Raw genomic sequence first — 12,447 nt, forward strand, 5'->3', positions numbered from 1 at the left:
CCATTCTCGATGTTATTAACCATACGCTAGAATAAATATGATAATCCCATCCTTCCTGAGGTGAAGATGATAAGTCCTTGATGGAACAGTTTCGATAAATAGCGAACGGTCAAAGCTTAAACGTTTATTTGAACTGAGAGATAGAGCATAGAAAATGAGCTAAAATACATGAGGGAAAAAGTGAGGACTTTTTATCAAGGATCGATGATGATAAAAAATATTGATATGATGAAAAGGGAACAGAGTAATTAAATTTTGAGAATGGTGGAGGAAAGAGATGAGTAAAACAACATTAGTATTCTATCTGAAACATTTGAGAATGAACCAATGTAAAAGGAAGTATGCTTTTGCAGGGTAGGGAAATAAAGTAATTTGTGGGGAGGATGCAGCATTGAACCAAAAAAAGTTAGAAATGGCTTATAAACGATATCGTAAAAATTTCGTAGACGGCATTAAATTTGAAGATGTTCAAGAGAAATATTATGTTAGTCAAAGAAAGATTGGAAACATTGTAGAACACAATGAAACAACGAAGGATCACATCTTATTAATAAATTTAAATAAAATTTTCCGCTATTACCTATCACTATGGAAAAACGATGTGTTAATACGTGGCGGAGACGATGCTGAAGGGTTAAAGAACATGCAAAAAATCATATTTTATAAATGTATGGGACAGGAGTTGTATAATGTTAGATATCCAAAGATGATAGTAGAATATACGTTTAGGGAAGTCGTTATCGCACTGGTTCATTTCACCATGTATGGATGGGAGAAAGAAGAAAAGGTGCTATATGACTTTATGATTGATCACTTCGGTGAACATTTAATGGATACCAATGAAGAGAAAAAACACGTATGGTTCTTACTAGAGTTGTATTTGCAGTACAGAGATAAAACCATTCTCGGGACCAATGAAAAACTTCATCTCGTTGTGAAAAATGAGTACAACGAAACTGAAAAACCATGCTATTTAATCCCTGAAGATCTAAACGTGTATGACGAAGCGCTGAGACGTTGGTCGACTCCTAATTTAGAAGAAGTAGAACACCTCGTTTCAAACATGGCTCACTATCATGCTGTATTAGCCTCAGAAATTGGCCAACTAGGGGAATTCGGAGACTTTACATACGCTTTTTACCCAATTGACCTCTTATTTTTCATTTATGTACGGAAACAACGAGGGTTGCCAGTACCTACTCAAATAGATCATTTTCTAATGAATACACCAGAAGGAAGAATGCCCGTTGCAGAACGAGAGTCCTATCCTAAATGGGATCCCTTACTTCAAATGATTGATCAATTTTACCGCAAAAACTACCCGGACTATATTCCGAACAAACACGGAGAATTATTTTAGTAAAAGGGAGGAAGTAAATGTGTCGATTAAAACGATCGCAAATCTTATCTTTCCCAATCGCAGTGAGTTGGAAACGTTTTTGCAGGAGCAAGGAAGTGATGACTTACACGAAGACCTCTTGAACTATGGGTTGACGACCAAACATTTCCTATACGTTGATTATAAAGGGGAGCAATATCAGGAAATCGTCCATTTTATTCTTGATTATGAATTTGATCACAGATAGATTTAAGAGTAAATGATAAATAGTTGAGAGAGAATTTTTATTTGAAATAGACGAGACACTCGACTTTAGAAAACTCCGAAGCTCATTATGTGGTGGGTAGTCCAATTTCATTAAACAATTCATATTAGAGAATATCTTTTAGCTTATAAATAGATAAACACTAAGTTTACAATACTGAAAAATTCGCAGATGGTTTTGGGAAATGACTGTGGATATGATGGGAAATTTAAAAGATGTTAAGGGATGATTACTTTGTCGATAAACGAAGCAATGCAAAAGTATTTTCAAATGAGAGAAAAAGCAGCAAACGAAGGTTTGGATTTCTTATTTAAAACATCCATTAGTCACGATGAGCATCTAGTGATCTATGAAGGTAGCGTTGACGAGGAAGAATGTATCTCATGGAAACCAGTAAAGATGACGGCTCAGCAAGATTTTACAAGCTTAGAAAATGAGTTTAATATAACATTTCATCAAACAATTGTGGATTATTTTAACGCCTATTGGTTTGCAGAATTAGATGGATTTTACAAGGAGTACTACATTACGTTAGAACCGGTCTTATCAAATATTCAAATGAATTTATTTGGAGAGTCTTTAAGAGGATATAAAAACAATCATGAGGGACTGTTAAAGAATATACCAATCGGAATGGAAGGAAATGGTTTAGCGGTGGTTATTGAAAACATGAGTGGAATAATTTCATTAGAAGATTTTGAAAGAGGTACATTTGAATATCTTGCCCAGAATATTCAAGAACTGATAGAAAATCTAAGGTTAAAACAATAATTTTTAAAAAACAGCTCTTTATTCTAGTAAGAGCTGGTGCAAAATTATTGATTGAGAGCTTGAAGTGCTGTCTATCGAAATACGGCATGTATCATTTTAAAGGTCGTTGCGGAAATGCTCGGTTTGGGAATAGTACTACGACGTAGCCATTATAACGAAATTTAACAATATATGAGAAGGTACTTAATGTATCGCAAACCTTGATAATAGTATTAGACTCATAAATTAAACGAAAAAGCGCTACTCTTAAAAATTACGGAAAGAGGAAAAGCGGAAATGGATAAGAATCAATTTGCTAAAGATATTAGAAATGCCATAAAGAACGGCCAGTTAAATACGGTTAAATATTTACTTGAGAAAGAGCCAGAAATGTTAACATGGATGACGCCTTTCGGTACGTGGCTACATGTAGCGGCAGCGCATGGATATGTAGAAATAGTAAAATACCTTATGAGTGCAGGAATAGATATTAATGCAAAGGGTGGTACTTTTTCTACAAATGCACTTGAAAGAGCAGCAACAAAAGGACATTTAGATGTTGCCCGTTATTTACTTAGTAACAATGTGGAGATTGATACTAGTGAACCAGATAGAAATCCCTTATTTGCTGCAATATACGGTGGACATGAAAAGGTTGTCCAGCTATTAGTTGAGAATCATATGGACATACGCATTAAATACACGGGAGAAACGATGAAGAATATAGATGCTTATACATTTGCTGTTAAAAGAGGGGAGACAGAAATCGCTGAATATTTAAAACGTGAGATGGAGAAGTCTAAAGGTGATTAATTCAAGTAGAATAATGAATCCACAAGCGTTGACAAGTATTTTTGGCGCCATGCCGAGGTTTGAACTTGCCGAATTGTTAAATGTTCAAGTTGTCTGTATTAGTGTAAATAGAGCCATTCCTCAATGGCCCTTATTGTTCACGTGTTGTTAGTCTAGTAGAGGAACTACGGGTAATTTTTCGTATTTAAACAGAACGAGTTTGGCTGTAACCTGAACTTCTTTCGTTTTTTTATATCCAAATTTCTCATAAAAATAGTGATTTCGAAAGCTTAAGTAAGGGGTATACAAAGTCCATAATTTCACATCGGAAAATTTCTCCTCTAGAAATTGAAGAGTAGCCGTACCAGCTCCTTTATTTTGATGAGAAGGAGAAATGAACACCTTGCTAATATGCATCCGCTCATTGTTACCTCGCACATCCATTGCACCAATTACCGTATCATCGTCTAAAATCGTAAAGTGATGGTATTTTCTAATGTTTTCCGCTAGTTTTTCATCTGTTTCACAAGCAGGATTTGTTTCCACATCCTCGTATTTTTCTAAGTCTTCTTGAAAAGAGGCTCTTTGGATGGGAAGCAAGCATTCTATATCTTCTAAAGTTGATCTTCGAAACGTTAACGCCATCTTCTCTCCTCCTAAATTATTGTTAATTATATCATTATATGTTATTTGGAAGAATATTCAATATTGCGGATTGAAAATACCTACTTGATGATAATGGTCTGAGCGCTACTAAACTAACGAAAGGGGGAAGAGAATAGTGAATAGAAAATATGAGCTACAGGAACGCAAAGAAGATATTGATCATTTAATGTCTATCTATTTTGATTTTATAAATGGAACATATTTAGAAGTGGCATTAAAATGCTTTGCTGCAAGAGAAGGCTATGGACAAGAAATCATATTTGCCTTTTTTCATTCCGATTTAGATGACTTTGATTCGGCACATTTACCTAGACCTTTAGATGACAAACATGTTTTGATTGAGCTAGGTTATCCAGCCGTGGAGATAGAACAGCTGGCTTTTTTAGATTTTAAAACGTTTTATCATTACCTGGAGGAAAACGTCAAAAAAGAAGTGGAAATAAATCCGGAAAAAACACGACTAAACGACTTATTAGCTGAAGTAAAGTGTAGCTTGTATGATCGTGCTTTTTAAAGAAGCGAATAAAAAAGGTAAGGAATACGGTGGAAATTATGAGATTGGTTAATACATATCTTTCAAATCGTGAATTAAGTGTGCAGGAGATAAAAGCAGTCTGTGACCTATTCAAAGATCACTATGATGAGAAAATAGAAGTAAGTCGGTATAAATATGAAGACCGGAACTATTATGAAACAGATTTTGATTTGGTTGAGGTAGAGTTTTATAAGGAGTGCATTCATACGAGCATTCAAACATTAATTACGATTCATGAACAGGCTATTACTTTAATAGATCAGCCTATAGAAATAATTGTTGCCAATGATGATACGGACACAGAGATTCAATTATTTGAAGAAGACTGCAACAACGTATCTAGTTTTGGATTGTTTGTGACAAAACGTTCCATTCCCAAGCTCGTTCCCTACTACACTTCTGACATTTGCCACGCTTATTTAAATTTTAAACACGTTAGTTTTGGTGTCATGTTTGAATAGGGGAATTAGATTTAATTGGTATTGTGAAATGGCTCGTTTCCAAACGATTTCTCATAAAAATAGATTAAAAGGAGAAAGTATTGTATTAGGCGTAAATGCTGTTCAAAATGTATATGATCTCAAGAAGAAATGTGTGTAATTTTAGAGAGGTGGACTATATTTTAAGATTAACGTTGTAAACCGACTTAAAAAGGGTTTGAAAGTAACGTATCGTATTGCACAAAAAATATAAAACAAAATAATGATGTTGAGATCTTGATACGCTTGTTGGCGTTCAAGATTTTTTAAATTAAGATGAGAAATGCAAGTTGTATTTTTAATACATGATTTTCGTCTTTTATCATCCTTAAGTAACATTTAAATTATAAAATTTTAGGTTTTTATAACCATTAAAGGGGTAATGTGGTTAATACATTAGGTATGTAAATTTTGAATTAATGGATATATTATCCTCTAATTTCGGTATTTATAGCCACAAAAAAGTGAAATGTGACTTTATTCATACATAGGGTGGCTGGAAAGTAAAACGATTCGTTACTGGAGACTTATGGAAATGAGTGTTTGGTTTTAGTAGTATTTTCTTATATGGAAAAATGAAGAATAACTACCATTACATATATGAATTTCAGAAGCAGAAGGGGGAAGAGAGATGAATTCTGAACAAGTGAGAGCACTTGCCAAGACGTTTGAGGAAGCGTCTAATGACGTTAAAAAGCAAGAATCAAAACTTATTCAAAATATTAATGAAAAAGCAGCGACGTGGAGCGGGAAATCTCGTGATGAGTTTGAAGCCAACATGGACGATACAAAAGCACTTTTTCAGAAGCATTCCGATAATTTGTACGAAATTAGTCGTGAACTTGAAGCCGCTGCTGATTCTGTCGATCGTGTTCGTGAAGAGATTGAGAGACAAAAAGAGTTGGAGAGAATCAATCAAACGCTTTTATTAAAGCAACTAGATATCCGTTAAAGAAAGTGAGAGTAAGGTATGAGTGATCAAACAAAAAAGGACAATCAAAAGAAAAAAGAAGCAAACGAAAGCAATCCATATGATGAAGGTTGTCTAGGATGCCTAGGGATTTTTCTCGTTTTTCTTCAAGCGGGGGTAATAGGATATCAGTTTTTTCAACTTGTGTAATAATACAATGAAACGAACGAAAGGAGATTAAAAACCTTGGATAAAAAGATCTCTGTTAACCCGGACCAGTTAGATTCACTTGCGAATACACTTGTGAGTTCGCTTACTGCCATAAAAGATGAGTATAAACAACTAAGCTTAGATTTGCATAGTTTAATTATGCAGGCTCCTTTTGAATATAAGCAGTGCTTTTCTGGAGTCGGTGACCCCTCAGACACAGGAGCTTCATTGGCCGACAATTTAAATGACTTAGAAATGTATGTACGTTCTGCAGGAAACAAATTAGCTGATGCGGACAATTTACTTGGGAAGTTATACGGACTACATCAACAGTATGGAAACTTAACTGCTTTGGGGGCTTTGAGTGCTCGTCAGGCTGCTTACTATGGAATTGGTTTAACAAAGTTTGCCAAAGATGCCGGTGGAGCCTACAGTTTTAAACATATGAAAGCTTTACAGGCCTTTTCAGATATGGTTGATAACTCAAAGTATAAGAAGGTTGCTAGGGGATTTCTGAAATTTAAATACATGCGAGCAAAATTTAATGATTATTCTTTTGCAGACTTACTCCACAAAAAGTTTGCTAAGTATGCCCCATCCCAGGTAGTAGATTATACGAATGTGTCAAGAGGTTTATTTGATCAAGTTCGTAATAAAGCAGTTACCAAGGAGTCTCTTAAAGCATTTGGTAAATCTAGTTTAAAATTCGCAAAAGTTAATGGAGCTACGACTTTTTTAGTCACTGGAGCAACTTCTGGGATTGGTGCAGGTTTGAAAATTGCTGAAAACTATGAAAAGTATGGCAATAATACAGAGGTTTTAAAGCGCGAGAATGCTAAAGCTGTAGGTAAGGCTGTTAATGATACGGTTGTTGTCGGTACAGCATCTATAGTGGGCGGCGTAATTGGTGGTGCAGCAGGAAGTTTGCTTGGACCGGTCGGTACTGTAGCTGGATCAGCCGTTGGTTCATTCATTGGCGGAGTAGCAGGTGAAAAGCTTGCGAAGTTTACTGCTCCGTTTGCAGAGAAAGCAGCCGTTGTATTTAAAGAACCTCTTCACCATGCAATAAATACGGTAAGAAGTGGATGGGAAGCTGCTGGTAAAGGTGTAAAAGCTTTTAATGATGGGGTGGACTATGCTAACAAACAAATTAAAGAAGCCCTTGCAGACCCAATCGGGAAGGCGACAGATGTGACGAAAGAAGTAAGTAAAGGAATTTCAAAAGCAAAAGATACCGCTAAATCGCTTGTCAATGGAGCGACGAGCTTTATGAAAGGAAAATTCTCATTTGGGTAAGGAGACGCTATGAATAAAATTAAACTTAGCTTAGAAGAACTTATTTTTGCATTTTACAGTGAGGGACTATTTGAATCAGGAATTCAATTAAAGGATAGTTATTTTCCAGACTTAGATGATCAGCAGCTGCAATTGTTGCTTGAAATTGCTTCTAGGTCTCTAATGGCTAAGGATATGATTAGGGAAGTAGATAGTCGATACAGATTAAAAAAAGAAGAAGCTGAATTCATCCATGTTTTGAATCGAGCTGAATTTACTGTGCAGTTTTCATGTTTTTCAACCGATCTGACGAAAGAAGAAGCGCTATCTATCCATTTTAAAAATGAAACCGCATATGTACATAAACTACACTTCGATCAGCAAGTGCATACTATCGAACGCCTTGTGGGTGAAGAGGCTCAAAAACTTATACTTAATCAACTATCTTCCAAGGAAATCAAAAGTGAGAGAACGATTGTAGCTGAAATGTCTACCGAAGAGTTTGAAAACCTTCTTGGAGAAGCAAGTGAAACAGAGCATCCATCAAGCTTTATTAGTCGTTGGGCATCGCAAATTACAACAGAGAGTATACAAGATATCAGCAGCTTTTTGATGGATGTATATAGTAGGTCCGCTAAATTAAATACGATATTACTAATGTCGTATGACCAAAACAATAGTCCTGATACTGTAGATATTTGTTTCTTTATTCCAGGAAAGCAAAGAGATTGGCTAATTACTAGAAATAAGGATAATCGATTTAATTTGGAGCATACGAGCGAAGCTTTCTTGAAAACATTTATTCCTTCTTCTATATTTAAGGTGAATGTAAATATTTAATAGTGAGGGGATATTAATTTGCTAAATATAAGACAATCTGGAGAGAAGATTGATATTAAAGGGAGTAAAGTCTATTACGTTGTTTTGCTTTTATTCTATGTAGGCGGAATAGTAGGCATGTCATGGGTTCTTAAGGAAGGTCTAACTTTTAGCTCGGCCTTTTCTTTAATCTGGATAGCAGGCGGAGTAATTTTACTTCCTATATTGATTTATTTATTTATTTGGTTCATACCAGGCCTTCTGCCAGGGAAAACAATTGTTTCTCTTGTACAAGGACCTAACGGTTATATGAAGACAAAAGCAGGAAATGTACCATTTTCAGAGATTAAGGATGCAGAACTAAGAAGGAATGGGTTTACTTTAATTAATAGTTTAGTTATTATAACGCGCGATGGAAAACAATATCGAGTTTTAACTTACAATTTAATAGGTGAGAATGATGTATCTATAATGGTTGATCAATACGTTTATCCATACATGACGCCTGAATCCAAGGCAGCTTGGGATAAGAAAGTTAACTTAGATCATCTGTTTGAAATTGCAAGGTACAAACGTGATGACCAATCTTCAAAGATGTAAATTTATTCGACAGGAGGAGTAGAACGGTTAAATATTTGGTAGTCTAGCGAGGAGATTCATATTAAGGGAAGTAAACTCTATTATATCCTTCTACTAATATTTTATTTGAGTGGTATTTCCGGAATGATATGGGCTGTTATAAAAGGACTATCTTTTAGCTCTGTTTTCTCGTTCACGTGGTTAGTAGGTGGAATAGTTTTACTACCTGTGTTCATTTACTTATTTATTTGGTTTATACCAGGATTGCCTTCTGGTAAATTCATTATTTCTCTTATGAAGGGACCAAATGGCTACTTCAAAACCAAAAAAGGCAACGCCCGTTTTCTTCAATTAAGGAAGCGGAAGTAAGAAGAAATGGGCTGACGTTAATTAACGTGTTAGTTTTAACAACACATGATGAAAAGCAGTATCAAATTCGGACGTATAATTTAATTGACGAATTGTATGTTGATGTTCTTATCGATCGATATGTTTATCCATATATGAGACCTGAATCTCAGGCTGTATGGGATCGCCAAGTGAACCTTGAAGAGTTATATAAGGAAGCAGAATATAAAATAAAATCATTCTAGCACATAGAAATGATTTAACGGGAGGACTGGAGCTGCTAAATACACGAAAAGCTGGCAATGAGGTTAATGTCAAAGGAAGCAAGCTTTATTATGGTGTAATACTTACCTTTTACATAGGTGGCATGCTAGCAATCAGTATGTTTATCCATACATGACGCCTGAATCCAAGGCAGCTTGGGATAAGAAAGTTAACTTAGATCATCTGTTTGAAATTGTAAAATACAAACGAGCTGGTAGTTAAACAATGAAATAGGTCCGTTAGTCAATGAAAAATAAATATTAATCCTTAAAAAACTTAGTGGGGTTTTCTGCTAAGTTTTTTAACTAGGTTCAACTATAAAATGAGATAGTCGAACAATAAGCGCTTTTTGTCAGAATGAAGGGGGGATAAGAATGAAATTGAATCCCAATACAGATCGCAAAGATATTCCACGTCATTTATTAGGACAGCTCATATATGACAATACATTTATGCGGTTTAAATTTACAACACTCTTTGTCACGTTTGTTCTCATTGGCTTATTGACCTTAGGGCCATTAGCATTATTTCAAAATAAAGTGACTCTTTACATTGTGTCCTCACTAGTAGGACTTTTAGTCATTCTCAATTTTCGTGTCCTGCTAACGAGAGAAGAGAATTTTAAGTATTTGACGACGTTGTACTTAGGGTTTGCAGGTTTTGTGGGAGCCATGTCCTATTTTATAACCTCACTTCAAATAGCTAAAACAGCAGGTATTTCATCATTCATTTATTACATAGTTGCAGCTGTTTTCTTTTTAGGAAGCTGGTACGTGTTCATCTATATTCAATCTAAAAACTATAAAATAGAGCCGCCTGTTACAAAAAAAAATAAGGTATCTCTTCCAGCTAGACCATGGCTTTTTTGGGGAGGGCCTTTAGGCTATGTAGTTGTACAATTTTTACTAGCGGGCAACCAGTATTTTTTGCAATTGTTCATGACATTTATGTATCAATTTTTAGCTATATTCTTTGTTTATATGGGTGCGAAATTTTTATCTCAGTGTTGGTTTATGTTGCAAAATCGTCAGTTAGTAAAACGTCTCAATCATTAAGTTAAGATTTTTATAGAAATTTTAATTCGTAATAAAAAAAATATAAGAGGGATGTTTAGCTTGAAATTTGATTCTAATGTGGGATTGGAAAAGGTCACTAATCATCTTGTCGAGCGTTTAAGTTACACATGATTTAGTAGCTCTAAATATTTTAGATAAGGCATTATGTCGTCCAACAACATAATGCCTCTTTGAGTAACCTTATTGACCTTGAAAATTAAATGATTCGTGTAGCTTAGCTACCAAAAGAAGTAGTAGAGTTACTTGGAAAGGAAGAGTTTATTTTTTCAGTGATATCTTTGTGATCTTCATCAAAGAAACGATACGTTGGCTCAATAGAGTTAGAATTAGTTCGTTCTTTTAACATTCCGACAAAGAACTCTTGTTTAGAGTAATATGTTTTACTAACACCAGAATATGTTACACGAAATGAACGTACGTCTTTTTCAGTGTTGTCTAACAAAAGCGCTAAATAAGTATCTCCTGCAAACTAATCCTATAACAGCCATAACGCTTAACGTCATCCTTTTTATCATCATGATCTCCTGTTATTCTTTTGTATTTTTTGGTTGTACTTTCTCGTTAATATTGAAAATAATAAAAGATTTAGCTATCATCCCTATTAACAATATTCAATTTTAGTGTAATAATACACTTATTTTATGTTTTTCTATAATAAATGTAAAGAGTTTATTTGGAGGTATTAAAACAATAAAATCTTGGGTGAAGTAAAAGGAGTTTTGAATAATTAAACTTACTTCCACTAGGTGATCAATAATAGAAGTAGGAGAGAGGTGTGGAGTTTGAGAACGAACACAAATACAAATGTTGATAAGATTCCTAAAAATGTCCTCTCGCATTTGGAATATGACTATATGCCGAGCTTTAAATTTACGAGCTTTATTTTAACGTTCATTGCTATCGGTCTCATCACCATTGTGCCGCTGTTAGCTTTTCAGAATAAATGGACAATGTATCCGGTTGTAGTTTTAATTGGGATTTTAATTCTAGTGACAATTCGAATATTTTTAACGAGAGGAGAAAATTTTAAAAGTCAAACTACCTTATACATGGCTCTTTCCGGTATCATAGGCTCGATTAGTTATTTTTTAACTTCTCAGCAAATTGCTTATGAGATAGGTATTACTTCCGGTTTATACTACGTGGTAATGTCTCTACTCTTTCTAGCGACGTGGGTGTTTTTCTTGCGTCGCCAAGTGGAACTGTCAAACAGTGAAGGTCAACCCAAGAAAAAGGAAAGAAAATCTTCTCCATTTGTGGAGCGTTTAATCTATATAGGAGGGCCTATTGGATATGTTGTAATGCAGTTTTTATTAGGTCAGCCAGAGACAATTATGCATTTATTTATGTGTATAATCTATCAAGTTTTATGTGTTATTTTTATTTATTTAGATGCGAAGTTTGTATATAAGTATTGGTTTATGATTCGGAATAGGGAATTAGTAGAGTATTTTAATAGTGCAGGAAAAAAAGGTCGAATAAAAAAGGGCTAATTCATTACTGCCAAACGGTTTAGTTATGCCACTAAAAAGCGGAGAAAAAACACAATAACGGTTTAAAAAAGAAGAGTAAGTCCTGCAGGATTTACTCTTCTTTTTTAGGAGATCGTGTTACTGCTAAATGAATCATTAGAGAGGTAAGCGCATGAAGTAAGATTCAAACATATAATTGAACGATATTTTACATAACACCATACTTTTGTTGTCTATAGCAGTGGGGTAAAGTTAATGCGAGGCAAACGCTCTTAATTTCTTTTCAATTAAAATGATAGGCAGTATTAATACAATAATTCCAATAATGGCGTTAAACAGTGAAGTTGAATTTGATGAATAGGGTGAGAGAAGTGCAACTAATATATTGACGAACAGTAATAAAACACCGAGTTGAAAAGAATACGTCCCCAACAATTTTTGGGAGTAGTTCCAGCTTTCTTGAGAAGATTGAGAGCGAGGAGATCTGTATCCGTACAAAGAATTAATATTCTGTGGTGGTTTGAACGTGAAAATTACCCCCACTGTAATCATAAGGATTGGGATAATAAAATCAGTCGCCACAGATAAAATCATTGTATTACCTCCGTCTGTTTTAATATCGATTCAGCCTTATTTATGGAAAGACCGAATCGATTCACTCTTCTTTA

15 protein-coding genes and 1 pseudogene are annotated in these 12,447 nt (G+C 34.7%); 14 read left to right on the top strand and 2 right to left on the bottom strand.

Annotated elements, in window-relative coordinates; genetic code table 11:
* The first annotated feature begins 412 nt into the window (after positions 1–412).
* The 4 genes and pseudogenes from IE339_RS07980 to IE339_RS07995 all read left to right on the top strand — a co-directional run bounded on the left by IE339_RS07980 (position 413) and on the right by IE339_RS07995 (position 3,167).
* Positions 413–1,360: a hypothetical protein gene (locus IE339_RS07980; RefSeq protein WP_242176147.1), complete on the top strand. Its 948-nt coding sequence runs from the start codon at positions 413–415 to the stop codon at positions 1,358–1,360.
* Between the two features lie 19 nt (positions 1,361–1,379).
* Positions 1,380–1,583, top strand: a pseudogene (locus tag IE339_RS07985) (hypothetical protein); the annotation flags it as partial.
* Positions 1,584–1,856: 273 nt separating this feature from the next.
* Positions 1,857–2,375: a SecY-interacting protein Syd gene (locus IE339_RS07990; protein ID WP_242176148.1), complete on the top strand. Its 519-nt coding sequence runs from the start codon at positions 1,857–1,859 to the stop codon at positions 2,373–2,375.
* A gap of 276 nt (positions 2,376–2,651) precedes the next feature.
* Positions 2,652–3,167, top strand: coding sequence for an ankyrin repeat domain-containing protein (locus IE339_RS07995; RefSeq protein ID WP_242175302.1), 516 nt, complete (start codon positions 2,652–2,654; stop codon positions 3,165–3,167).
* A gap of 147 nt (positions 3,168–3,314) precedes the next feature.
* Here IE339_RS07995 and IE339_RS08000 read toward each other — a convergent pair whose 3' ends face one another.
* On the bottom strand, positions 3,315–3,791 hold the full coding sequence (locus IE339_RS08000; protein WP_242175303.1) for a GNAT family N-acetyltransferase: 477 nt from the start codon (positions 3,789–3,791) through the stop codon (positions 3,315–3,317).
* A gap of 136 nt (positions 3,792–3,927) precedes the next feature.
* On the opposite strand from IE339_RS08000, the gene IE339_RS08005 reads away from it, so the two are divergent.
* The 10 genes from IE339_RS08005 (at position 3,928) to IE339_RS08050 (ending at position 11,800) form a co-directional block, all read left to right on the top strand.
* Entirely contained in the window at positions 3,928–4,326 is a 399-nt protein-coding gene (locus tag IE339_RS08005) for a hypothetical protein (protein WP_053402830.1), read from the top strand.
* 38 nt (positions 4,327–4,364) lie between these two features.
* Positions 4,365–4,808, top strand: a complete 444-nt coding sequence (locus IE339_RS08010; protein WP_242175304.1) for a hypothetical protein — start codon at positions 4,365–4,367, stop codon at positions 4,806–4,808.
* 649 nt (positions 4,809–5,457) lie between these two features.
* A complete protein-coding gene (locus tag IE339_RS08015; protein ID WP_242175305.1) occupies positions 5,458–5,778 on the top strand; it encodes a WXG100 family type VII secretion target in 321 nt (106 codons plus the stop codon).
* Positions 5,779–5,796: 18 nt separating this feature from the next.
* Positions 5,797–5,946 (top strand): hypothetical protein, encoded by a 150-nt coding sequence (locus IE339_RS08020; protein WP_242175306.1) that lies wholly within the window; start codon positions 5,797–5,799, stop codon positions 5,944–5,946.
* A 36-nt stretch (positions 5,947–5,982) separates the two neighbouring features.
* On the top strand, positions 5,983–7,242 hold the full coding sequence (locus tag IE339_RS08025; RefSeq protein ID WP_242175307.1) for a hypothetical protein: 1,260 nt from the start codon (positions 5,983–5,985) through the stop codon (positions 7,240–7,242).
* A 9-nt stretch (positions 7,243–7,251) separates the two neighbouring features.
* The gene (locus tag IE339_RS08030) at positions 7,252–8,061 is read left to right on the top strand and encodes a hypothetical protein (RefSeq protein WP_242175308.1); all 810 of its coding nucleotides are present in this window, start codon (positions 7,252–7,254) and stop codon (positions 8,059–8,061) included.
* 18 nt (positions 8,062–8,079) lie between these two features.
* Positions 8,080–8,640, top strand: a complete 561-nt coding sequence (locus IE339_RS08035; RefSeq protein WP_242175309.1) for a DUF5381 family protein — start codon at positions 8,080–8,082, stop codon at positions 8,638–8,640.
* Positions 8,641–8,897: 257 nt separating this feature from the next.
* Positions 8,898–9,212, top strand: coding sequence for a DUF5381 family protein (locus IE339_RS08040; protein ID WP_431522787.1), 315 nt, complete (start codon positions 8,898–8,900; stop codon positions 9,210–9,212).
* Positions 9,213–9,605: 393 nt separating this feature from the next.
* Positions 9,606–10,286, top strand: a complete 681-nt coding sequence (locus IE339_RS08045; RefSeq protein ID WP_242175310.1) for a hypothetical protein — start codon at positions 9,606–9,608, stop codon at positions 10,284–10,286.
* Between the two features lie 803 nt (positions 10,287–11,089).
* Complete coding sequence (locus IE339_RS08050) at positions 11,090–11,800, top strand: hypothetical protein (RefSeq protein ID WP_242175311.1); 711 nt, start codon at positions 11,090–11,092, stop codon at positions 11,798–11,800.
* A 231-nt stretch (positions 11,801–12,031) separates the two neighbouring features.
* On the opposite strand, the gene IE339_RS08055 is transcribed toward IE339_RS08050, so the two are convergent.
* Positions 12,032–12,373 (bottom strand): SdpI family protein, encoded by a 342-nt coding sequence (locus tag IE339_RS08055; RefSeq protein WP_242175312.1) that lies wholly within the window; start codon positions 12,371–12,373, stop codon positions 12,032–12,034.
* Between the last annotated feature and the right edge of the window lie 74 nt (positions 12,374–12,447).

It is taken from the genome of Priestia koreensis, from assembly GCF_022646885.1.
Taxonomy (GTDB): Bacteria; Bacillota; Bacilli; order Bacillales; family Bacillaceae_H; genus Bacillus_AG; species Bacillus_AG koreensis_A.